We start from the raw sequence: 23,133 nt of genomic DNA, 5'->3' as shown, positions 1-23,133 counted from the left end.
ACCCCACACCGGGTATCAACGGACACCGGAAGCCTCGGGCGCATCGCCCGGGTGATCGGCGCCAGGTGACGATTCGTTGCCCCCCTGGGACAACGACGCGGGCTGTTGGTGACTGGGGGCCGCGAGAGTCGAGGCTGAGCGATTGGACTCGTCGTCGGCTTCAGCGCCGTCATTCGAGCCCGTCGGGGATTCGGCAGATCCTTCTCCGTCGTCGTCCTGGTACTCGTCCAGGTCGTCGTCGTCGGTGATCTGCCCTTCGGAGGCCATCTGCTCGGCCTCGAATTCGGCGCGAGTCTTGATGTCGATGTCCCAACCGCAGAGGCGGCTGGCGAGGCGGACGTTCTGCCCCTTCTTGCCGATCGCCAGCGACTGCTGGTCCTCGTCCACGAGGACGGTCGCGGAGTGCGAGTCGACGTCGGGGTAGATGTTGTCGATGTTGATCTCGGCCGGCTTCAGGCCGTTCTGGATCAGGGTCTCGAGCGAGTCGCTCCAACGGATGATGTCGATGCGCTCGCCGCGCAGCTCGTCGATCACCGCCTTGATCCGGGACCCGCGCACGCCGACGCAGGCGCCGATGGCGTCGATCTTCGGATCCTGGGAGATCACCGCCATCTTGGTGCGGTAGCCCGGCTCGCGGACCACGCGCTTGATGTCGATGATCTCGTCCGCGATCTCGGGGACCTCGAGCTCGAACAGGCGCCGGACCAGGTCGGGATGGGTGCGGCTGATGATGATCCGGACCCTGGGGCCGTCCTTGCGGACCTCGAGCACGATCGCGCGCACGCGGTCGCCAATCGAGAAGGTCTCGCCGCGGACCCGCTCCTCGCGGGGGAGGTAGGCCTCGGTGCGACCGAGGTTGACCACCAGGCTGTCCGCTTCGAAGCGTTGGACGGTGCCGTGGACCAGCGACCCGACGCGGGCCTCGAAGTCGTCGTAGAGGACGTCGCGCTCCGCCTCGCGGATGCGCTGCATCATCACCTGCTTGAAGGCCTGGGCGGCGATGCGGCCGAGGATCTCGAGGTCGAGCTCGTACTCGCCCTCCTCGTCCTCGACGACGACCTCACCGGTCTTGCGATCGATCTCGCAGACGAGGTCCTCGCCCGCGCCCAAACGCTTACGAATCGCCGCGGCCAGGGCCTCTTCGAGGCTCTGGAAGACGACTTCGATGGGGATGTCGCGATTCCGGTGGATCATGTCCACCATCCGCAACAGCGCTTCGCGATCCATGGGCGGGTGACTTTAGTTCTCTGGGCGCTGGGGGCGCCCGTGTTCCGTGGGCGCTCGGAGCGCCTGGGTCTCGATTCCTTCGGGCGCATCCGGACCGGGTGGTGCCCACCGCGAACGACCTGACACGACGAAAGCCGGGGCCCCCCGGCGAGGCGACCTGATGAGTCGTCTGCAGGAGTCCGCCGACTTCCTCGGTGGCCGTCGCGGGCGGAGCGTGGTCGCACCTCCAGAGGGGGTGGTCGGCACGGTCCGTTGAGCCCGTCGGTCCGGGGTTTGCCGGATTTTAGGGCGAGCAGTGTGCTATACGGGACCGGCCCACGTCAACGCTGGCGGGGTAGTAGGAGGCTCCAGAACAGCGCCTCCGACGTTTGCCGACGTGGCCACGCCGATGACCCAGTCCAGACCGCCCGCAGCCGATTCCGACGCCAGTGGCAGCGGCGCTCCCTGGAAGCGTGGCGGAAGCAGCCCCTCGAGGCCCGTAGAGGGGGGTCGGCCCCCCGACCGTCCCGCCGCCGAGGGCGGCTGCGGTCCGGCCAGTCCGATCCAGCGGGCCTTCGAGGCCGAGCTGGGAATGGTCGCCGGATCCGAGGCCACGGTGCTGCTTCTGGGTGAGAGCGGCACCGGAAAGAGTGCCTCGGCCAGACGGCTGCACGCCGCCAGCCGCCGAGCGGACGGCCCCCTGGTCGAGGTGCACCTGGGCGCGCTGACGCCGACGCTGGTCGAATCGGAGCTGTTCGGCCACGAGAAGGGCGCCTTCACGGATGCCTCGCGCTCGCGCGCGGGGTGCTTTCGCCGGGCGCAGGGCGGCACCCTGGTGCTCGACGACGTCGATTTGCTGCCCGGCCCGGCGCAGGTCAAGCTCCTGCGCGCGCTCCAGGAGCGGGTCGTCGAACCCGTCGGGGCCGAGGCGCCGGTCGCGATCGACGTGCGCTTCTGCGCGACCACCAATCGAGACCTGCGCGCCGAGGTCGAGGCCGGGCGATTCCGCGAGGACCTCTACTATCGACTGGCCGTGGTGACCCTCGAGGTGCCGCCGCTGCGGGCGCGCTCCGAGGACCTGCCGGGGCTGGTGGAGACTCTCCTGGCGGGCATCGGCGCACGCCTGGGGCGTCCGGCGCGGCCCCTGGGTGCCGGTTGCCTGGAGCGGCTCGGCGCCCATGCCTGGCCCGGGAACGTGCGCGAGCTCGAGAACGCCCTGGAGCGGGTCTGCGCCTTGGGACCGGCCCAAACACCGATCGACGTCCACGAGTTCGACTTCCTGGACGAGGTCGCCGCCGGCATTCCCGAGGAACTGGCGCGGCAGGCCCTGGCCCACGGCCTGACTGCCGAGCAGCTCGAGGCGGCGCTCCTGGCCGAGGCCCTGCGCGAGCAGCGCGGGAACCTGAGTGCCGCGGCGCGGCGAGTCGGACTCACCCGCCGCGCCTTCGAGTACCGGGTCGCGCGGACCGGCGAGGGTGACGACGGGGGCCACCACGACGAGGCGGAGGCGGAGAGTCAGCGAGGCGGCGGCTGATGGGCGCAGGAACCTTCCTCCTCGCCCTGCTTCCGTTGCTCGCGCCCGCCGCGGCTCGGCCCCAGGACGCGCCGCTGGCCGCGGACGCGAGCCTGGACTCCGACCTCGACCGACGGGTGCGCGCCGCCGAGCTGGCGAGTCCCGGCGGTCCGATTCCCACCGATCGCGAGCTCGCCACCCTGGCTGCCGACGTCGACCCCACGGTGCGGGTCCTGGCCGCGCGGGCCGCGGGTCGAGTGGACCTGGGTGCGCGGGACGTGGGGCCGCGGGTCGCGCTCCTGAAGCAGGCCGCGGCCGAGGATCCTGACCGGGCGGTGCGCGCGGCCGCGGTCGAGACCCTCGGCGCCCTCGGTGGTCCGACCTCCGGCGGGGCCCTGGTCGAGCTCCTGGGTCTGCTCGACGGCGATGACCTGGTCGGCGCGGCCGAGGCGCTGGCCGAGACCGAGGGGGCGGCGGCCCTGGTCGCACGCGCAGTCGATGTCGACGCCTCGAGGCGCCTGCCGCCGGCCGCCCTCGCACCGCTCTTGGAGACCTATGGCCGCTCCCTGCCGGACCTACCCGGCGCCGGATCGGACCCTCGGGCCCGAGCGCCCCTGGTCCTGGGTGCGCGCCATCCGGACGCCCAAGTGCGAACCAAGGCCGTGAACGGGCTCGATCTGGCCCTTTCGCGCTTCGACGTGGCCGGTTGGCCCCCGGCCGCCGACGCGTTCCTCGACGGTCTGGCCGCCGACGGCTACGACACCCGCGGGCTGGACTATCGGCGCTCGATGTTGGCTCTCTCGGCGGGGGCGGCGCCCGAGCGCGCCCTGGTCTCCGCCGATCGGCTGCTGCAACGCTCGGCCGCCGGCGCCGCCTTCGACGATCGGATCTGGGCCTTCTACGGCCATTACCTCACGGCTCTGACCCAGCTCGCCCTGCGCGACCTCGAAGCGGTCGAGCCGGCCCTCGACCGAGCGGCGGGGGTGCTGCAGGAGCTGCGCGGTCGACGCCTCGAGCTGCGAGAGAAGCTCGATGCCCCCCGCGCAGGACTGGATGCCGCGGCAGCGGCCGATCTGGTCGAGCTCCAGGCAGCGGTCGAATGGCTGCGCCTGGTGGTGCGGGTGGCGGCCGGCGAGGCCGAACCGCGGCGCTTGCTCGTCGTCGCGAGCAAGCTGCATGGGTTCCTGCTGGACGCCGAGCGACTGCAACTCGCCTTCGACCTCGGGATCTCGGCCGGGAGCCTCGACACGGTGCTCGACCGCGACCTGGCCCCGCGCCGGACCCTGGTGGCGAACCCCGAGTTGCCTGGCTGGACCACCGCCGAGTTGCTCGGCGTGCTGGTCGAGGCCTGCGGTTGGTTGGCCACGGTGGCGCCCGAGGAGTTGCCCGGGATCGCGCCGCTGGGCGACACGGAGCATTGGAGTTGGCGCGCCGACGCCCCCCGGCGCGCGCGGATGGTCGCGCTGCGCTTCGCGGAGCTGGATCTGGTCGGTCGTCGGATGGCCGTTGACCGCGCCAACCGTCGACTCTGGATCTACCGGGAGGAGCGCCTGCTCGAGCGACTGGTCGAGGACGAGAACGAGCGCGAGACGTTCGCCTTCGAGGACTACCGCCGGCCGTCCACCGCGGCCCTCGACCTGGCCCGGGACCTGCGCGCGGACGGCGATGCCGCGTCCGCGCTGACCCTGGTCGAGGGGCTGCGCGCGGCCCTGGACGGGGCCAGCCTGAACTTCGGACCGGTGCGCAGCGACCAGGTCGCGGCCCTGGTCGGCCGCGAGATCGGAGCGTGCCTGACCGACCTGGGCCAGCCCGTGGAGGCGGAGCAGGAGCTGACCACGGCTCTGGAGCGGATCGAGGCCGTCGAGAACTCGGTCGCGGACCGGATCGCCGATCTGGCCGCCGGCCGCGATGGCGGACGGGTGCTGACCGAACCCGAGCCCGACCTGGTGGCCGCCCTCGAGGCCCAGCGCGACGCCTTGCGGACCCTGCGCGCGGACCTCTTGGTCTCGCTGGCGGTGAACGCCAACGTGCGCCTGGGCCAGGCCGAGCGTGCGGTGGGCTACTTCGAGCGCGCCTACGAGTTGCAGCAGAGCGGCTTCATGCGCGTGCTCTTGGCTTGCTACCGGGCTCGGGTGGGGCGGTCGGAGGAGGCGCGCTTCCTGCTCGAGGGTGTCGTGCCCGCTCCAGAGCTCTACTACAACCTGGCCTGCACCCACGCACTTCTGGGCGATCGGGACCAGGCCCTGGAGTTCCTGGCCCTCGAGTTCGCCTCGCCGCGGCTGACCGCGGGGGCCTTGACCCGCCAGCGGCGTTGGGCCGCGGAGGACCCGGACCTCGCCAGTCTGCGCGGCGATGCGACCTTCGAGGCGCTCGTGGCACCGCGCTGACGGGCCGCGCGCGTACACTCTCGCGCCTTATGGCGAAGGTGATCTCCACCGGCAAGGGCCGGCGTTGGCTGCATGGCGGCCACCCCTGGCTCTACGCGGACGATGTCGCGGCAGCGGAAGCCCAGTCGGGCGAGCTGGCTCCGGTCTTCGATCCGAACGACAACCCCCTCGGCTGGGGACTCTTCTCGGACGCGTCGCGGATCGCCGTGCGGATGGTCACGCGCAGCCCGGAGCAGCCCAATCGGGCCTTCTGGGCCGGGCTGATCGACCGCGCCGTGTCCCTGCGCGAGCGCGCCGGCCTGCTCGCGCCCGGTCGGGCCTGTCGCCTGCTCGGCGGCGACTCCGAACGGCTGCCCGGCTTCGTCGTCGACCGCTACGCGGACGTGCTGGTGATCCAGAGCGGTTGCCAGGGCTCCGATCGCATGCGCGACTTCCTGCTGGAGCTGCTGCTCGAGCGACTGCCCTTCGAGCCGCGCGCCGTCCTCGATCGTTCCGACGCTTCCGTGCGCCGGCTCGAGGAGTTGGGCGATCGGGTCGAGTGGATCCGCGGCGACCCGGTCCAGGCCGTGCGCGTGGAGCAGGCCGATGGCTTGATCTTCGAAGTCGACCCGACCGGCGGTCACAAGACAGGTCACTACCTCGACCAGCGCGAGAACCGCGAACGCGCCGCGCGCCTGGCCCAGGGTGGTCGCGTGCTCGACGCCTTCTGCTACGACGGGTTGTTCGGCATCGCCGCCGCACGTGCCGGCGCGAGCGAAGTGCTGGCCATCGATCAATCGGCCTCCGCCGGGGAGCAGGTCGGCCGCAACGCCGAGTTGAACGGCGTCTCCGGGCGCGTGCGCTTCGAGCGCGCCAACGCCATGAAGGACCTGCGCGCCCGGGCCGAGGCCGGGGAGCGCTACGACCTCGTGGTCATCGATCCGCCGGCCTTCGCGCGCAACCGCCGCGAGGCCGCAGGCGCCGGGCGCGGCTACCGCGAGCTGAACCTGCGGGCGATCCACCTGGTCGAGCCCGGTGGCTACCTGGTCACGGCTTCGTGCTCCTTCGCGGTGGGTCGCGAGGCCTTCATGGGCTTCGTCTCCGAGGCGGCGCGGGACTCGAGACGCGACGTCTACGTCGAGGCGTTGCACGGCGCCGGCGCCGACCATCCGGTGCTGATCACCCTGCCGGAGAGCGAATACCTCAAGTGCGCCATCCTGAGGGTCTGCTGAGCGCGGATCGCCGGGCGAGGCGTTGGCGACCGAGACTGCGATGAGCGACCCGGAATCCGTCCACATCACTGTCAACGGCGAGCCCTGGGAGCTCGCGCTCGGCAGCACCGTCGCCGAGCTGCTGGAGCGGCTGGGCCTGCGTCCCGAGGTCGTGGCGGTCGAGATCAACCGCGAGCTGGCGCCGCGTTCGACGCGGGCCGAGCGGATCCTGGCCGAGGGCGATGTGGTCGAGCTGGTGACCCTCGTCGGAGGCGGCTGACCGGCGCGCAGTCGCCCAGCGGCGGCCCGCCGACTGCTATCCTCTGCCCCCGCGCGGCCCGTCTGCGCCCATCGAACCATGGACGAAACAGCCTTCCTCGACGACCCGCTCCGAGTGGGCGAATTCACCCTGCGCTCGCGCCTTCTGGTCGGGACCGGCAAGTACCGCGATTTCGAGGAGACCGCGCGAGCTCTGGAGCTCTCGGGCGCCGACTGCGTGACCGTCGCCGTGCGACGCGTGAACCTGGACCCCAGTGCGGGTCCGTCGCTGTTCGATCACATCGATCGCCAGCGCTACACGATCCTGCCCAACACCGCCGGCTGCTTCGACGTGGAGTCGGCCGTGCGCACGGCGCAGCTCTCGCGAGACCTGCTCGACACGCCGCTGGTCAAGCTCGAGGTGCTCGGCGACGAGCGCACGCTGCTGCCCGATCCGATCGGCACCCTCGAAGCCACGCGCCGCTTGGTCGAGGACGGCTTCACGGTCATGGTCTACACCTCGGACGACGCGCGCCTGGGCGTGTACCTGGCCGAGGCCGGGGCCGCCTGCGTCATGCCGGCGGGCTCACCGATCGGCTCGGGCCAGGGCGTGCTCAACCCCAACGCGATCCGCATCCTGATGGAGCTGATCGACGTGCCGGTGATCGTCGACGCGGGCGTCGGCACGGCCAGCGACGTGTCCCAGGCCATGGAGCTGGGAGCCGAGGGTGTGCTACTCAACACCGGCATCGCCGGCGCGCGCGACCCGCTGCGGATGGCGGTGGCCATGAAGCACGCCTGCATCGCCGGCCGCCTGGCGCACCTGTCGGGCCGGATTCCGCGCAAGCTCTACGCCAACGCCTCGTCGCCCATGGCCGGCCGCATCGACGGCGCCGAGGGCTGAGCGGGGGCATCTGCATCACCGTCCCGTCCCGTCCCGTCCCCTTCCGCCCGCTCACTCGACCGCAGGCTCCGCCGGCGCCCTGTCCACCCTCGCCATGCTCCCCACGTCGCCGTCCACGGTTGCCACCGCACTCGCCCTGACCGGGGCCGGAGTCGCCCTGGCGCCGGTGGCGGCCCAGGTCGCCCTTCGCTTGCGGCCCGGTCGCAACGTCTTCTTCGCGCGTTGGGGCTTCAGTCAGGTGTCAGTCGCCGTGATCGCGGGTCTGCTGCTCTACCTGTTGGGTGGGCTGCTGCCGGAGGGCGAGCTGACCTCGCTGCTGCGGCCGGATCTGCTGCTGGTCGGTGGCGCGATCGTCGCCGTGGTGGCCGCGGAGCGCACCCAACCGGAGGGCTGGCGCTCGCTCGGCTTCCACCGCGGCCAGACGGGACGCTCGATCGCCGCCGGGGTCGCCACCTACCTGTGTTGCCTTCCGCTGCTGGTCGGCCTGACGATCGGCTGGCCGCTGCTGCTGGGTGCCTTCGGCGGGGAGCCGCGCGAAGTCGGCTCGGCCGTCCGCATGGCTCAGCTCGACGGAACGGCTTGGACCATGGGGGCCCTGGCCCTGGTGCTCGTGGCGCCCGTCGTGCGCGAGGTGGTCCTGCGAGGCTTCCTGCAACCGCTGCTGGTCCAGAACTTCAGCGAGCGCGGTGGCATCGCCCTGGGCGGCCTGCTCTTCGCCCTGCTCCAGCCGGTGGAGCTCTTCGCCCCGGCCCTCGGCATGGGGGTGGTGCTGGGCGTGATCATGCTGCGTACCCAGTCCTTGGCGGCGACGATTACCGCCCACGCCCTGCACCAGGCCCTGTGGCTCGGCTTGGCCGCCGGCGCGGCCTGGACCGGGATCAATCCCCTGCTCTGACCCGCGCGCAAGAGGCACATGGCTCACTACCCGACGGCCGGGCTCTTCGAGCCCATCGAGGACGGCGCCTTTCGTGCCTTCGACGCGATCGTCACCGGTGACGTGACCTTGGCCGAGGACGTCGGCATCTGGTTCGGCTGCGTCCTGCGCGGGGACGACGCGCCGCTCACGGTCGGCCGGCGGACCAACATCCAGGACCTGACGATGGTCCATGCGGATACCGGGGTGCCCAACGTGATCGGTTCCGAGGTGACCGTCGGGCACCGTTGCGTGTTGCACGGGGCCGTTGTCGAGGACCACTGCCTGATCGGAATGGGGGCCGTGCTGCTGGGCGGCTCGCGGGTGGGAGCGGGCTCGATCGTGGCCGCCGGAGCGGTCGTCCGGGAGGGCTTCGAGGTCCCCCCCGGGAGCCTGGTCGCCGGGGTGCCCGCCAAGGTCCTGCGACCCGTGACGGAGGCGGAGCAGGCGGCGATTCGGGCCAGCGCGGCGGGCTACGTCTCCAAAATCCGACGCTACCTTGCGGACCCGGGTTCGGCTTCCGCCCCTTCCGTGCGTTAGGTTTCTCAGGGCGGCAATCAGGGAAGCCGCCTCGTTCCCCTGGGAGGTGCGGCGCGAGGGGCGCCGTGGAGCTCGAATCAGGCGCCGTCGGCGTCAGCGGGCCAGCCGATCCGGGGACGGCTCAACTCTCGTCGTCGCCATGCGGATTCTGCTCCGATCAACCGCTCTCGTCCTTCCTTTCGGCCTCCTGGCCCTCTCCACCGCCTGCACGGGTGGCGGCGGGGACTCCACCTCCGACTTCTCGGGCATCAGCTCCACCGAGATCGAACTGCTGCTCGGCCAGCGGATCATCCTCGGTGCTCCAGGCGCGAGCGACGTGACGCTCGTGGACGTCGATGGCGACGGCCTCGACGACCTGATGGAGCTCAATCCCTTCTCATCCAGCCTGACCGTGGGGCTGGGGATCGCCCCCGACGAATTCGTCAAGGTCCAGAGCCTGACCACGGCGGGCGTGCCCTTCTCCTTCGGGTCGGGTGACTTCGACGGCGATGGCATCGACGAGGTGGCCGTCGTCAGCTTGATCGGCGTCACGGCGGACATGCCCGTCGGCAACGCGCTCGACCGCGCCGGCGACGACCTCGCGGCCCTGGCGGGGACCATCGGCCGCCTCAGCGTCTACGACTGGAACCCCGCCGCCGGTGGGGGCGTCGGCGAACTCGAGTTGGCCAACGAGTTCGCGCTGCCCAGCTACGCCTTGACCCTGTCCGCGGGCAACCTCGGCCATCCGACCGATTCGCTGCTGGTGCCGATCCCCGACCTGCAGTCGATCTACGTCTACCGCGACCTCGGACCTGGCCTCGAGGTCGCCGAGATCCTGACCTCCACGGGTCCGACCGGCGTCGGCGCAGTTCTCAGCTCGCTGGTCTTCGACGTCGACGGCGATGGTCTGAACGACGTCCTGGGCGGCGAGCAGGCCTACGACGGCGAGGGTCCGGGCAGCGTGGCCGTGTTCCTCCAGAACGCGGACGGCAGCTTCGCCGACCCGACTTGGGACCTCCCGGCGCCCCGGATTCCGTTGCTCGAATCCGCCGGCGACGTGGACGGCGACGGGACCGAGGACATCGCGGTGTTCGACCTCTCCGGTGAGTCGCTGTCCGTGCAGCTCTACCTCCGCGGCGACGACGGCGTGATGGCGGATTACGGCGAGCTCTTCGTCGGCGGTCGTGTCAGCACCTTCGAGGTCACCGACCTGGACCTGGACGGCCAGCGTGAAGCCCTGGTGGGTCTGCTCGACGCGGGCCAACTGATGATCATGCCGCTCGCGAGCGAGGGCAAGGCACCCGACGACGGCATCGAGCGCATCGAGCTCGGCAAGTTCCCGCGCCTGCTCGAGGTGCGCCAGTTGGGCACCGACGAGTTTCCCGACATCGTCTGCGGGCACTCGATGGGCACGACCATCCTGCGGAATGACAGCGATGGAACCCGCGGGGCTCGGGGCTACTCGGTGCCTCTGGAGAGCCAGTTCTTGCGCGCCGGCGAGCTCGACGGCGACCAGTTCGTCGACGTCGTCACCGTCGACCTGTTCCAACGCTCGGTGGCCTTCCTGCGCGGTCTGCCCGAGGGCGGCTACGAACTCGCTGGCGAAGTGCCGCTGGAGCCGACCGCTGCGGAGACCCCCGGCAGCCTGGCGCTCGAGGACTTCGACGGTGACGGCGACCTCGATGTGGCCATCGCCGTGTACCAGTCGAGCGAGGTGCGGATCATGGAGAACCTCGGGGCGCTGCCCTTCCAAGCTCCCGATGCCAACACCTCCTATGGCGTGGGCCTGCAGCCAATCGGCGTCGACAGCGGCGACCTCAACGGGGACGGCTTTCCCGACATGGTGGTGACCCTCTCGGGTGATCGCGGCGTACGCGTGCTGCTGGGCGACGGCGAGCTGGGCTTCACGGCCCTGCCCGTGGTGGAGACTCCCGATGTCCGGCCCCTGGCCGTGGTCGTCGGGGACTTCGATGGTGACGGCAACGTCGACGCAGCGATCACCACCGGCGAGGTCGATCAGACAGTCACCGGCGTGGTGGTCCTGGTCGGCGACGGGACCGGCGAACTGGCTCCCGGGCCGTTCGTGGCCCTGCCTTTCCTGTCGACGGAGATCACCCCGGCCGACCTGGACCAGGACGGCATCGACGAGCTGGTCTGCAACCAGCTCGGGCAGTTGGCCACCGCGATCCAGGTCCTGACCTCGAAGGCCGGGTTGGGGGACTACGTCGCCCTGGAGATCGCGGCGGGCAACTCCTCGCTGTTCGAGTACGAGCCGGCGGCTGTCCTGGTGGGCGACGCCGACGGGGACCTCGACGACGATCTCGCGGTCCTGACCTCGACGGGCCGCCCGATCTTCCTCAAGAACGAGGGCCAGCTCGAGTTTGTCGAGACGCTGCTGTTCGGGGACCAGGGCCAGGCGACGATTCCCTTCGGAGTGAAGCACGCCCAGTTCGTCGATACCGAGGGCGACGTGGCTCCCGAGCTACTGATGCTCTCGCCCGAATCCGACACCCTTTGGTTCGCCCGCGGAAAGACCAAGTGACCGCGATCGACGCGGGCAGCTGCCGATGACCGAGTGTCGTCGGGGCGGCCCGCGTCGTCGCATCGCCTGAAGTTGGGGCTCCCCTTGCGGGGCTGTTAGGCTCTCCCCGATCCGACCCACCGAAACGCGCCACGATCGACCGTCGGCAGACACCATGAGCGAGAGCCCCCCCGAGAGCGCCGCCCCGGCGGCCCCGAGCGACGCCCCGATCGAGGGCGTCATCCTCGCTGCCGGGAAGGGCAAGCGGATCCGCCCCTTCAGCGAGCGCTACCCGAAGCCGTTGTTGCCGCTGCTGGACCGGCCCTTGATGGTCTGGCAGATCGAGGCCATGCGGGACCTCGGCGTGCGCGAGATCACGATCGTGATCGGTCACCTGGGTCACCGCGTGGTCCAGGAACTCGGCGACGGGTCCCAGTTCGGCGTGCACCTGCGCTACGTCGAGCAGGACCAGATGCTCGGCATCGCCCACGCGGTGGGCCAGCTCGAGCCGCACCTGACGCGGCCCTTCCTGCTGTTCCTGGGCGACATCTTCTTCGAGACCGAGAACCTGGGCTCGATGCTCGAGCTCTTCGAGCGGCCCGGTGTCGACGCGGTCCTGGCGGTCAAGGTCGAGTCGGACCCCGCGGCGATCCGGCGCAACTTCACTGTCGACCTCGACGAGGCCGGGATGGTGCGGCGAGTGATCGAGAAGCCCAGGCACCCGCGGACCAACTTGAAGGGTTGCGGCCTGTACCTCTTCGATCCGGCCATCTTCGACTCCATCCGCCACACCCCTCGCACGGCCCTGCGGGACGAGTACGAGCTGACGGACGCGATCCAGATCTTCATCGAGGACGGCTACGGGGTGATTCCCGCCCCCGTCGTCCAGCGCGACCTCAACCTCTCCGAACCCTCCGACCTGCTCGACCTCAACCTCCACGTGCTCGAGCGCGAGGGCCATCGTTTCTTCGTGGCTCCCGACGCGAAGGTGGACCCTTCGGCGCGCTTGGAGCGGACGGTGGTCATGGCCGGTGCCGTGGTCGCGGCCGGAGCGCACTTGACCGAATGCCTGGTTCTGGCCGGGGAACGCGTGCCGGCCGGTGAGCACCGTCGGGTGGTCTTCGCCTCTGGTCAGGTCGTCGCCTGCGACTGACCGCGCCGGGGCCCCGAGGGCCAGGCCCGCGCGGGCTGCGCCTGTTTCCGTAACCCTCGTGCTGCGAGGGTCGGGTCGGGCCGAGCCGTCGACCCGAGGACGAGTGGGGGGGCGGCCCGGACAGGTCGAGGCCAACGCGCGCTCACCGTCGCCGGGGGGCGTTGCTATCCTCGGGCCGAGGAGAGTGGAGCGCTGAGCGCTCCGATGCTCGTCGGCAGTAGCTGTCCCGCCCGACGGCCTGCTCGAGCGCCGCCAAGTGTCCGAGTTCATCGAATCCCGCGCCCGATCGCTGCTCGCCCGCTTCCTCGTCGACCGCGAGTCCAACGCCAGTGACCACTGGCGCAGCTGGCTGGCACAGCAGGACGAGTGCCGTTCCGACAGCGACTTGATGAAGGTCGCCGCGCAGATCTTCGAGGAGATGATGCGGATCGGGGGCGCGTTGGAGCGCGGGACCGATGAACCGGACGGCGCCGGCTTCACCCGCTACGCGATTCCTTCCAGCCCCGGCCATTCCAGCCCCGGCCGGTCCAGCCCCGGCATCGGTGGCGACCTACGATCGAAGTCGCAGGTGGGCGACTTCAAGCTCGTGCGCGAGGTCGGTCGCGGGGGCATGGGCGTCGTCTGGGAGGCCAGGCAGGAGAGCCTGGGTCGCACGGTCGCGCTCAAGTTGGTGCTGCCCGAGCGCGTGGACCGCAAGAGCCTCGACCTCTTCGCCCGCGAGGCCCGCGCCGGGGGGCGACTCAGCCACCCCAACCTGGTCGGCACCATCGCGACCGGCGTCAACGAGGGCCTGGCCTGGATCGCCCAGGAGTTCGTCGCTGGTTCCTACACGCTCAAGGATCGCATCGACGCCCTGCGCGCCGCGGATGGGGTCGAGCCGGCGCACTACCGTTGGACGGCGGAGACCTTCGCCGCGATCGCCGACGGCCTGCAGGCAGCCCACGACGCCGGGGTGATCCACCGTGACATCAAGCCGGCCAACATCCTGCTGGCGACGGGGGACGTGCCCAAGGTCACCGACTTCGGCCTGGCGCGGGTCCAGGACGACCCCGTGCTCTCGCAGACCGGGGACTTCGCGGGCACCTTCTACTACATGAGCCCCGAGCAGGTCGCGGCCAAGCGCATGGGCCTGGACCACCGCACGGACATCTTCAGTCTGGGGGTGATGCTCTACGAGACCCTGGCCCTGCGACGGCCCTTCGAGGGTGACACGACGCACCAGATCGCGGAGAAGATCGTGGTCGTCGACCCGCCGCTGGTCTCGCGCTTTCGGTCCCAGTGTCCCTCGGAGTTGGCGGTGATCTGCAGCAAGGCGATCGACAAGGCCCCCGGCCGCCGCTACCAGTCGATGCGCGAGCTGGCCGACGACCTGCGCCGGCACCTGGCCAACGAGCCGATCGTGGCCCAGCCCCCGGGTCGCTGGGCTAGGCTGGTCAAGTGGTCCAAGCGCAACCCCGCGGTGAGCGCGGCGACCTCCGTCTCCCTGTTGGCGTTGGTGGTGGTCAGCCTGTTGCTGGTTCGAACCTTGCGGACCAGCGAGTCGAACGCCCGGCTGGCGGTCCTGGCCAACGAGCGTGCCGAGGAGATCTCCGCGCAGACCAGCCTGGCGACGCGCCGGCTGGACGACGTGTTGTCCCTCTCGGCGTCCCAGGACCTGGCTGGGCTGATCGCTGGCGCGCAGAAGCTCTGGCCTGCGAGGCCGCAGATGTTGCCGCGCTACGAGGCCTGGTTGAGTGATGCGCGGCAGTTGCTCGAGGGGCGCGGGGCCGATCCGGACCACGACTTGAAGGCCCGGCCAAGCCTCGATCAGCACCGCGCGAGGCTGGCGGACCTGCGCTCGCGAGCGGTACCTGTGGAAGACCCCGAGCGCCTCGCGCGGGCCGAGGAGCTTGCCGAGGGGACTGAGCTGGCAGCCCTGCGCGGCTACCGGAGCGGATTGGAAACGGAGCTCGAGGCCGGCTCCGCCGCCGATCCGGAAGCGGCACGGATCGAGCTCGGCCAGGTTGAAGCGGCCATCGCCGAACTCGAGATCGGCATGGGGCTGCGCGTCTTCGCCAGTCCCGAGGAGGCCTGGTGGCACCGTCAACTGAGCGGGCTGGTGCGCGGGATCGAGGCGCTGCACGACCCCAAGAACGGCTTGGCGGGCGACACCTTGACCGAGGAGTTCGGCTGGGGCATCGCCCGTCGCCGCGACTTCGCCAGCAACCTGGTGGAGGCCAGCATCAGCTCGGATTCGGTCCGCCGGCGCTGGGAGCTGGCTGTCGAGGGCATCGCCGCTTCACCCCAATACGCCGGCATGGAGCTCGCGCCCCAACAGGGGCTGGTTCCGATTGGCGCCGACCCCGACTCGGGCCTGTGGGAGTTCGCGCACCTACAGACCGGGACCGTGCCCCGTCGCGATCGTGACGGTCGGCTGGCGATCACCGAGGAGTCGGCGCTCGTCTTCGTGCTGATTCCCGCCGGGACCTTCGCGATGGGGGCCCAGTCGATCGACGAGCTCGCGCCCAACTACGATCCTGCCGCGCGCCCCAACGAGGGGCCGCTGCGCGACGTGGAGTTGTCGGCCTTCTTCATCTCCAAGTACGAGATGACCCAAGGGCAGTGGCAGCGCATCGCGGGCATCAACCCCAGCGGTGTCGGCGCGGCGCAGTACGACCGGCGTCTCAATCGGCACAACCTCGACTGGTCCACCATGCACCCGGTGGAGCAGGTCTCCTGGCGTGACGCCAAGCGAACCGTCGACCTCTTGGGCCTGACCCTGCCAACCGAGGCCCAGTGGGAGTACGCCTGCCGCGGCGGGACCGAAACGGTCTTCTGGCCGGGGGACGAGGTCGAGTCCCTGTCGAATGCCGCGAACATCGCCGACGCCTTCGCCAAGGCCAACGGCGGCGAGCACTTCTCTGCCTGGGAGGCGTCGGTGGACGACGGCAATGCCCTGCACGCCCGCGTCGGGAGCTATGCCGCCAACGGCTTCGGGCTGCACGACACCCTGGGGAACGTGTGGGAGTGGTGCTTGGACGAGTACGTCGAGGGCGCCTACGGCGAGGAACGATCGGGACCGGACCCTGTCGTGGTGGAGCGTGGGGTGCTCGAGCGCGTGTGCCGCGGAGGCAGCTTCAACAGTCCCGCGGCGATCGCCCGCTCGGCCTTCCGCCTCTACGTGACACCGGACTTCGGAGCCGAATTCATCGGGCTACGTCCGGCGCGCCCGGTCGATCCGACGCCGCAGTACGACTGACAGTCGAGCGGCGACGCTGGACCGGGTTCGTGACCACGACTCGCCCGTCAACCGGCAAACATCGGCGGCCCTTCGGACCCTGGCGGGACCTTGGCACGACGGTCGACCTCGACGACCCGATCAGGGCCGCCTCCGGGGACCGCAGCGCCAAGGCCCCGCCAGGAGCCGGGCAAGCGAGTACGCACGACCGGCGAACACCCGTCCGGCGATCAAGCGGGCGGCAGCGTCCAACCCGCCCTCGCACCCCGTTCTACTCGGGGAGCGCGGCGGAATCGGCGTCCGTACTGCTCTCGGTCGATGGTTCAGCGGCCTGCGCCTGTTCGACCATGACCGAGCGCCCGTCGACTCTCAAGGTGGACTCGTCGACGCCCTCCAGGACGACTTGTGAGATCCAGTCGAGGCGAACGATTTCGCAGCAACTCGTTGGCCCACCCACGATCATGAAGAGCTTCCCGTCGGGCTCGACCTGTAGCGAGGCTGCCTGGTGACCGAAGACCTCGAGAGTCAGTCTTCCCTCGTCCCAGGTCAGTCGGTCGCCGCCGGGCAGCTCGATGGTCGCGCGATCGCTCGCGGTCAGTTCACGGCCGGGCTCCTTGTCGGACTGGGCCGCCAAGCGCAAGCGCTGTGCCTGGACGGTCAGCTCGCCGCGGGCCTCGAAACGCCGCTCGGGCTCGAGAGCCGCGATGTCCATCAGGCCCTGGGGCGGCCCTGGTGCGGTCATCGGCTCGTGCCAGATGGACGAAACGCCTTGGATCGACCCGTCGGCCCAACTGGCGAGGACCAGGACGTAGAGACCGGTGGGCAGGTTGGGCACCGTCCCGGCCAGGGAGAGGTCTTCACCCGGCTGCAGGGCGAAGAAAGGCACGACAACCGCCACGGGCCCGAGCGCCACCGACTGGGCCTGGGGCAGCAGGGCTGCCAGGAGCAGCGACGAGTTCGTCGTCGTGGAGGAGTAGTTGACGACCTCGGCTCCCAGGCTCGTCTTGCCGTCGGTCTGCGGCCGGCGGGTCAGATGCACGGAGATCTCGGGCTCGTCGAACTCGAGGTCGCCCGAGGTCGGGCCGGCGGGCCAATGCAGCCGGCCGCTGTGCCGCCCGCTGGCCCAATGGACGTTGCTCGCCAGCAGCTTCGCTCCGCCGCCGCCCACGGCCATCGGCCCCATGGTCTGGGACGAGAAGCCGTGGTTCGCGGCCTTCTCGAGCACCAGGGTCTGGCCCACGCCACCGCCACCGTCGCGGATCAACTCGACCCGCGTCCCGAAGGCGGCCGGCGCGCCGCTCGTCTCGTTGACGGTGACGCCGAAGGTCTGGTCGAACGAACCGTCGCCGTTGCCGTCGTTGCGGAAGTAGCGGTTGATCTGGCCCAGGTCGAACAGCGCCGGCCCGCCGTTGCCGACCGAGAGGTCGATGCGGCCGCTGTCCGAGCGCCAGATGTTGACCCCGTGGGACATCTCCCGGTTCAGGTAGGTCCCCGCCACGGCGCCAACCTCGTAGAAGGCCTTGCCGAGGGGCTGGAAGGGGTTGCTCAGGAAGTTGTCCGGCCAGGCGCTGGGCTCGTTGATGTAGAGGTAGTCCTCTTCGACGTGGGCGTCGAGGTCCGGTCCTCCGCCGCCGACGAAGAGGTCGACCCAGCCGTCGGCGTTGAAGTCCCCGGCCACCGCGCCCATGGTGCCGCCCACGTGGTCGATGCCGACCTCCGTAGCGACCTCGTTGAAGATGCCCTCACCCGTGCCGTCCCCGTCGACGTCACCGATGTTGAGATACAAGTGCGCCCGTTCGTACGGGCCGAAGAACGACCCCTCGGCGGTCAGCGGTGATGTGTCCGGGATCTGGTAGGACCAGCTCCCGAAGAACAGGTCGATCCAGCCGTCGCCGTTGAAGTCCGCGGCCTCCACCGGCATCGACCACTTGCCGAGGATCGGTGTGCCCACGAGGCTCGAGAGGTAGCCGGGGGGGAACTCCTCGGACCCGGCGAAGTCCGGATCTGGTGAGAGGTCGGCGATGTTGAGGGGCGAGCCCGCGGCGCTGCCCTCGGGCCGCATGAACGAGAAGGTCCCGTCGCCGTTGCTGTAGAAGACCTTGTTGAGCTGCTTGAAGCAGGACACGACCAGGTCCTGGTCACCGTCGAGGTCCAGGTCCGCAGTCACTGCCGTGAAGGTGCTGCTCTTGAGCGCCAGACCGGCGGCCTCGGTGTTCTCGGAGTAGTTGCCCGTGCCGTCGTTCAAGTAGAAGCGGTCGACGGTGTTCGGATTGGGCGTGCCGCCGTAGAGCTGACTCAGCTTGTCGCCACCGTTGCCGACGTAGAGATCCAGATCGCCGTCCCGATCCGGGTCGAACAGAACCGACACGAAGCTGGCCTGGCGTGGGGCGCCTGGGGGCGTGTTGTAGGTGAAGGTGCCGTCGCCGTTGTTTCGCAATACCGCGTTGGGCGCGTCCATGTTGAACCCGCCGCAGGCGATCATCAGGTCCGTGTCCCCGTCCGCATCGGTGTCCCCGGCGGCGATGCCCCAGGGCGAGCCCCCCGGATACTCGAGTCCGAATCCCGTTCCAGTCGGCGCCGACATCGCGGCGGCCATCTCGGTCAGGCTCCCGTCCGCCTCACGGCGGAAGACCAGGCAGGGATGTTGGATGGTGCCCACCGGACCGATGGTCCAAGCTCCCGGGCCGGCTCCGGCTGGGAAGGCCGGCGAGTTGGAGTTGAGCTGGACCAGGTCCAACAGGCCGTCGGGGGGGCCCGGCAGGCTCGGGTCGGTCAGGCCCGGCCCGACGATGTCGACCCAGGCCTGGCCCCGAGCCGTTCCGATGTTGTCGTAGGGGGAAGCGCTGCCGGCGCTCGCCATCTGTGGGGCGACGTCGACGAATCTCGGCACCTTCGCCGTAGGGGGAAGCTCCGGAGTCTGGTCCACCGCGGACGGCCATTGGAGGGCGGTGGGTCCGACAACTGGGGCCGACGGCACTACGAGGGCCAAGACTGCGATCGAGATCATGGGGGAAGGCTCTGAGGGGCTAGGACTGCTGCAGCGGCCCCGAGGTTGCACCTCAATCGGGGGAACCCCATGCGAACCGCCCAGGCGTCCCCGGGGCCCGCCCCCAAACCTAACCTTTTCCGTTTTCCTTGGACGGGCGGACGAATCGGCCCCGTTCGGACCTCTCCAGGCTAAATTTCGAGACCCCCCCGTCCGTTTGATCTTCGAGTCCTTCGCCAACTTGCGGCGAGCCACCGGCCCAACTGCCCATGGAGCCCCTCATGGACCGTTCTGTACGTCTGACCTTCGTCCCCGCGGTCTCGGTCTTGATGGCGGCGGCCTCCGGTGCCGCCGCCCTGCCGAGCCCGCCGACGATCGCTTCCCCGGCCGTCTCGCCGGTCCGACCCCAAGGGCCCGACCGCTTCGTGGAGCGGGCCCTGGAGTTGGGCCTCGACCACGAAGTCATCTCCGGCTTCGACCAGATCGGAACCCCGCCCAACTCGATCCACGACTGGGTCCAGACCGGCCTGACCCTCGGCGACGTCGACGGCGACGGCGATGTGGACGTGGTGCTGTGTGGAGGGGTGCTCCCCAACCACATCTTCCTGCAGCAGCCGGACGGGACCTTCCTCCCGGGGCCGGGCAGCGACGACATCCGCTCGGGTGAGTTGGACCGGGCTCCGTCCTTGGGTGACTACGACCGCGACGGCGACCTGGATCTGTTCCTCGGCTCCATGGAGGGTTCCGGAACGTCCGCGGGCGTCGGCACGACGGAGGGGCGCAGCCGCCTCTACGACAACGATGGCACCGGTCGCTTCGCCGACGTCAGCGCGCGCTCGGGCACGCGCGGCGGCGGTCGCACGGTCCACGCCATCTGGTACGACCTCGACCTGGACGGCTGGCTGGACCTGTACCTGTCCGAGTTCTCGCTCAGCCCCAACCGCACCTACGTCAACAACGCGGACGGCAGCTTCACGGACGTGACCGCGACGTGGGGCATGGACGATCCGGGCTCGTCCCACGCCAGCACCCTGTTCGACGCCGACGGCAACGGTTGGCCCGACCTCGTCGTCGGCAACGACTTCTGGCTCGGCGGCGTGCTGGGCCTGACGCCCAACTACGGGGACTCCCTGCGCGCAGGCACGGGGCCGGGCGCCTTCACGGACGTCACCGTCGGCTCCGGGGCCGACCAGGTCAGCGCGATCATGGGCCTGGCCATCGGCGACGTGAACCACGACGGGAGCCTCGACGTCTACAAGACCGACATCGGCAACAACTGGCTGGTCGTGAACCACGGTTGGCCCGCGAGTGGCCAACCCTGGGTCGAGCAGGCCAATTTCTACGGGGTCGCGGACACCCTGCTGCCCTTCCCCGAGTCGCCCCTGCCCTGGGGGCAGTCGGTGGGCTGGGCCGCGAGCTTCCTCGACGTGGACCTCGACCGCTGGCTCGACCTGTGGGTCGTCAACGGCCACGTGGCCGGCAAGAACCCCGCGTCGAGCGGCGTGCCGCGCAACCAGGCCAACTCCCTGTACCGCTCGAAGGGACCGGATTTCCTGTTCAAGTACGAGAAGGCCACCAAGAGTCTGGGGCTCTTCGATGAGATCGACGACCGCGCCAGCGCCGTCGGCGACGTCGACGGCGACGGGGACATGGACATCTGCGTGGTGGCCACGACCGGTCGCCTGCGCTACTTCGAGAACCAGCTCGAGCGTGAGGGGCGCGGCTTCCTGACGGTCAAGGTCGACGCCGGGACCTCCGGTTCCCAGGGCCTGGGCTCCCAGGTGCGTTGGATCGGTCCGGACCAGTACCAGCACGTGCGCGCCATCGGCGGCTCCGGTCCCACCGCCTCCCAGGACCAGTCCTTCGCCCACTTCGGCCTGGGCCTCGTGCCCGCGGGCGACGTGCAGGTGGCCCTGCCCTCGGGCATGACCCTGACCGTCCCCCAGGTCCCGGCGGACACGCACCTGACGGTGGTCGAGCCCCAGTTGTACGAGCTCTCGACGACCAAGGTGGCCGCCAGCGGTGGACCGGACACCCTGCCGACCCAGGTGACCCTGCGTGTCTTCGCCCACGACGCCGCGGGCATCGTCCTGGACGCGTCGGCACAGGTCTCGATCGACCTGCCCGGGGCGACGGCGACGGGACCCGTCGTATCGGAGGGCGGCAACGCCTTCGCGCGCACCTTCGATGCGCCGAGCGTTTCGGGCGCCTACCGGGCCCAGGTCTCCATCGATGGCTGGGTGCCGGCCATCGCCCCGGTGGTCCACGCCGTCGGAGCCGTGGATCCGTCGATGACGATCATCCACCGCAGCACCGAAGCGGTGCGGGCGGGCACCACGGATCAGGTCGCGATCACGCTCACGCCCCGCGACACGCACGGGGTGACCTTGGGCGCCGGTCGCGCGGTCGATATCGACCTGCCCGGCTTCCTCGCCATGGGTCCGGTAGCCGATCTGGGCGACGGTCGCTACCAGCGCGCCTTCTGCGCCCCGGCTGTTCCCGGGATCATCACGAGCGCGATGCAGATCGACGGCGTGGCCCAGACCACACCGCCGCGGGTGGACGTCGCCGGACCGGCCACGGCGGCCAAGTCGGACGTCGAGCTGTTCGTACCGCTCAAGCCCCAGGCGGCCGAGCCGCGCCAGATCAAGGTCAAGATCACGCCGCGCGACGCGGCCGGGCGCCGGTTGGGCAGTGGGGCGTCGGTCGAGGCGAAGCTCGTGGGAGTGGAGCAGACGATCGACACCACGACCATCGGGCGCGCGCGGGGCACTGCCCATCCCACCGCTCCGGCCCAGGCCTCGAGCTCGGCCATCACGCCGGGGCAGGGCGCGGCTCCCGGGTCCACTGGTGGCGCGAAGCCGGTGTACCTGCGCCTGGTGGAGGGCGTCGAGGATCGCCCGCGCGAGGAGGGCTCGTTCCTGTTCGTGATCGAGCGCCTGACCGAAGACTTGACCAAGGCCACCGGCGCCCTCGAGGTGTACATCGACGGCGTCCTCGTGGGGTCCGCGGCCGTAGCATTCTGAGCGCGGAGCGGTGATCGATCGCCGGGGCCGCCTCCCGCCGAGGTGGCCCCGTTGTCGTTCGCGTGTGCGTCGGGCCGCGGCAACTCTCGCGAAGCGGCGCTCCGGCTGGCCCCTGCGCGCTCGCGTCAGCGCTGGAAGATCGGTAGCAGACCGTCGGGAAGCGCCAGGAACAGCGCGTTGATCGAGGTCGCGTAGGCGGCGCCGTAGCCGGAGCCCTGTTCCTCGCCGGACCAGGACCCGTCGTCGGCCTGGCGCGAGAGCACGCGTTCGAGTTCGCGCTCGTACCACTTCTCGAAGTGGGTCGGGTCGGCCAGGTTCCAGAAGGCCTGGCTGAGGTAGAAGCGCTCGTAGTAGGGGTGGGGCGGACGCTCGGACGACCCCTCCAACTCGCGACTCTCCAGCCCGCGCCAGATGGCGTCCACGCCCCGCCGCACGACCTCGTCGTCGTAGCGGCCGGCGGCGTTGAGGGTGCTGATCGCGGCGCCGGTGAGGGCGACCGTCGTGACCGGTGATCCCAGGGTGTAGCGGAAGCTCCCGTCGGGAGCCTGCGAGCGCAGCACGTAGTCCTCCGCGCGCGTGATCACCCCCGCGTCCACGGCGATGCCGGTGTTGCGGGCCGAGCGCAGGGCCTGCACCAGCGTGATCGTGACCGAGCCCTCGTGGCTGGCCACCCGGTGGGGCTCGTACCACCAACCGCCCTCGGCTCCCTGGGTGCGCTCGATCAGGCCCACTGCGAGCTGTAGGGCCTCGAGCAAGCGTTGACCGCGGCGCGAGGTGGGCGAGGTGGAGAAGGCCTCGGCCAGGGCCAGGGTCGCCAGGCCGTGCCCATGCATGCGCGAGTCGCTGGCTTCGAGGCTGCCGATGAAGCCGCGCTCGTCGGCTCCGGGATCCAAGTGGATGCGACCCAGCAGGTAGTCGGTGCCCCGGGCCACGGCGGCACCGTGGGGACCGCGCTCGGGCGTGCTGCCACCGGCCATCAGGGCCAGGGAGCAGAGTGCGGCGACGGCTTCCGGCGCGCGCAGGCGCGCGTCGTCGTCGGGCCACGAACCGTCGGCCGACTCGGCCTGGGACTTCGCCAGCCAGTCGAGCGCCCCTTCGAGTGCCGCGCGTCGCGCCTCGTCCGCGGCCGGGCCCAGCCTCGGTCCGACACCGGCAGCGGTGGGCGGTGGGCTCGCGTTCGGATCGGTGGGGGTCACGTCCTGGGCGTGGGGGACCCCACTCCCGGCGGGCTTGTCCTCGGGCAGGACGCTCGAGCGGTCGTCCGACGCCGCGATGGAGACCAGCGCCTGGGCCAGCAGCAGGGTCGCCACGCCGGCGCTCCGAGCGGATCGCCAACCGCC

Annotated in this window: 14 protein-coding genes; 11 read left to right on the top strand and 3 right to left on the bottom strand. The window is 70.6% G+C overall.

Features of this window, described 5'->3' with window-relative positions; genetic code table 11:
* Nucleotides 1-15: 15 nt before the first annotated feature.
* The gene (gene nusA / locus Pla133_RS16255) at nt 16-1,227 is read right to left on the bottom strand and encodes a transcription termination factor NusA (RefSeq protein ID WP_145067103.1); all 1,212 of its coding nucleotides are present in this window, start codon (nt 1,225-1,227) and stop codon (nt 16-18) included.
* Nucleotides 1,228-1,615: 388 nt separating this feature from the next.
* On the opposite strand from nusA, the gene Pla133_RS16250 reads away from it, so the two are divergent.
* From Pla133_RS16250 to Pla133_RS16200, 10 genes are all read left to right on the top strand, one after another.
* Nucleotides 1,616-2,740: a sigma-54-dependent transcriptional regulator gene (locus Pla133_RS16250; protein ID WP_145067101.1), complete on the top strand. Its 1,125-nt coding sequence runs from the start codon at nt 1,616-1,618 to the stop codon at nt 2,738-2,740.
* Entirely contained in the window at nt 2,740-5,106 is a 2,367-nt protein-coding gene (locus Pla133_RS16245) for a HEAT repeat domain-containing protein (RefSeq protein ID WP_145067099.1), read from the top strand. The genes Pla133_RS16250 and Pla133_RS16245 overlap by 1 nt, the downstream gene beginning before the upstream one ends.
* A gap of 29 nt (nt 5,107-5,135) precedes the next feature.
* Complete coding sequence (locus Pla133_RS16240) at nt 5,136-6,317, top strand: class I SAM-dependent rRNA methyltransferase (protein WP_145067097.1); 1,182 nt, start codon at nt 5,136-5,138, stop codon at nt 6,315-6,317.
* Between the two features lie 40 nt (nt 6,318-6,357).
* Nucleotides 6,358-6,576 (top strand): sulfur carrier protein ThiS, encoded by a 219-nt coding sequence (thiS, locus tag Pla133_RS16235; RefSeq protein WP_145067095.1) that lies wholly within the window; start codon nt 6,358-6,360, stop codon nt 6,574-6,576.
* Nucleotides 6,577-6,654: 78 nt separating this feature from the next.
* Nucleotides 6,655-7,458, top strand: a complete 804-nt coding sequence (locus Pla133_RS16230) for a thiazole synthase (RefSeq protein WP_145067093.1) — start codon at nt 6,655-6,657, stop codon at nt 7,456-7,458.
* A gap of 94 nt (nt 7,459-7,552) precedes the next feature.
* Entirely contained in the window at nt 7,553-8,353 is an 801-nt protein-coding gene (locus tag Pla133_RS16220) for a CPBP family intramembrane glutamic endopeptidase (protein WP_145067091.1), read from the top strand.
* Between the two features lie 18 nt (nt 8,354-8,371).
* On the top strand, nt 8,372-8,911 hold the full coding sequence (locus Pla133_RS16215) for a gamma carbonic anhydrase family protein (RefSeq protein ID WP_145067089.1): 540 nt from the start codon (nt 8,372-8,374) through the stop codon (nt 8,909-8,911).
* A gap of 139 nt (nt 8,912-9,050) precedes the next feature.
* Nucleotides 9,051-11,432, top strand: a complete 2,382-nt coding sequence (locus Pla133_RS16210; protein WP_145067087.1) for an FG-GAP repeat domain-containing protein — start codon at nt 9,051-9,053, stop codon at nt 11,430-11,432.
* A 154-nt stretch (nt 11,433-11,586) separates the two neighbouring features.
* A complete protein-coding gene (locus Pla133_RS16205; RefSeq protein WP_145067085.1) occupies nt 11,587-12,564 on the top strand; it encodes a sugar phosphate nucleotidyltransferase in 978 nt (325 codons plus the stop codon).
* Nucleotides 12,565-12,820: 256 nt separating this feature from the next.
* The gene (locus tag Pla133_RS16200; protein WP_145067083.1) at nt 12,821-15,802 is read left to right on the top strand and encodes a bifunctional serine/threonine-protein kinase/formylglycine-generating enzyme family protein; all 2,982 of its coding nucleotides are present in this window, start codon (nt 12,821-12,823) and stop codon (nt 15,800-15,802) included.
* 250 nt (nt 15,803-16,052) lie between these two features.
* Here the strand turns inward: Pla133_RS16200 and Pla133_RS16195 are convergent, their stop codons facing one another.
* Entirely contained in the window at nt 16,053-18,641 is a 2,589-nt protein-coding gene (locus Pla133_RS16195) for an FG-GAP repeat domain-containing protein (protein WP_419191602.1), read from the bottom strand.
* A 395-nt stretch (nt 18,642-19,036) separates the two neighbouring features.
* On the opposite strand from Pla133_RS16195, the gene Pla133_RS16190 reads away from it, so the two are divergent.
* A complete protein-coding gene (locus Pla133_RS16190; RefSeq protein ID WP_145067079.1) occupies nt 19,037-21,793 on the top strand; it encodes a CRTAC1 family protein in 2,757 nt (918 codons plus the stop codon).
* A 125-nt stretch (nt 21,794-21,918) separates the two neighbouring features.
* Here Pla133_RS16190 and Pla133_RS16185 read toward each other — a convergent pair whose 3' ends face one another.
* Nucleotides 21,919-23,103 carry a prenyltransferase/squalene oxidase repeat-containing protein gene (locus Pla133_RS16185; protein WP_145067077.1) on the bottom strand — a complete coding sequence of 395 codons (1,185 nt, stop codon included), beginning with the start codon at nt 23,101-23,103 and terminating at the stop codon, nt 21,919-21,921.
* Nucleotides 23,104-23,133: the final 30 nt, after the last annotated feature.

This window comes from Engelhardtia mirabilis (genome assembly GCF_007748095.1).
GTDB lineage: Bacteria > Planctomycetota > UBA1135 > UBA1135.
This window is presented reverse-complemented; position numbering and strand designations above follow the sequence as displayed.

Coding starts and splice junctions, on each gene's coding strand:
- Pla133_RS16210 (WP_145067087.1), top strand. CDS start 9,051: ATGCGGATTCTGCTCCGATCAACCGCTCTCGTCCTTCCTTTCGGCCTC.
- Pla133_RS16240 (WP_145067097.1), top strand. CDS start 5,136: ATGGCGAAGGTGATCTCCACCGGCAAGGGCCGGCGTTGGCTGCATGGC.
- Pla133_RS16220 (WP_145067091.1), top strand. CDS start 7,553: ATGCTCCCCACGTCGCCGTCCACGGTTGCCACCGCACTCGCCCTGACC.
- Pla133_RS16190 (WP_145067079.1), top strand. CDS start 19,037: ATGGAGCCCCTCATGGACCGTTCTGTACGTCTGACCTTCGTCCCCGCG.
- Pla133_RS16205 (WP_145067085.1), top strand. CDS start 11,587: ATGAGCGAGAGCCCCCCCGAGAGCGCCGCCCCGGCGGCCCCGAGCGAC.
- Pla133_RS16245 (WP_145067099.1), top strand. CDS start 2,740: ATGGGCGCAGGAACCTTCCTCCTCGCCCTGCTTCCGTTGCTCGCGCCC.
- Pla133_RS16250 (WP_145067101.1), top strand. CDS start 1,616: ATGACCCAGTCCAGACCGCCCGCAGCCGATTCCGACGCCAGTGGCAGC.
- nusA (WP_145067103.1), bottom strand. CDS start 1,227: ATGGATCGCGAAGCGCTGTTGCGGATGGTGGACATGATCCACCGGAAT.
- Pla133_RS16230 (WP_145067093.1), top strand. CDS start 6,655: ATGGACGAAACAGCCTTCCTCGACGACCCGCTCCGAGTGGGCGAATTC.
- thiS (WP_145067095.1), top strand. CDS start 6,358: ATGAGCGACCCGGAATCCGTCCACATCACTGTCAACGGCGAGCCCTGG.
- Pla133_RS16195 (WP_419191602.1), bottom strand. CDS start 18,641: ATGGCGAGCGCCGGCAGCGCTTCCCCCTACGACAACATCGGAACGGCT.
- Pla133_RS16215 (WP_145067089.1), top strand. CDS start 8,372: ATGGCTCACTACCCGACGGCCGGGCTCTTCGAGCCCATCGAGGACGGC.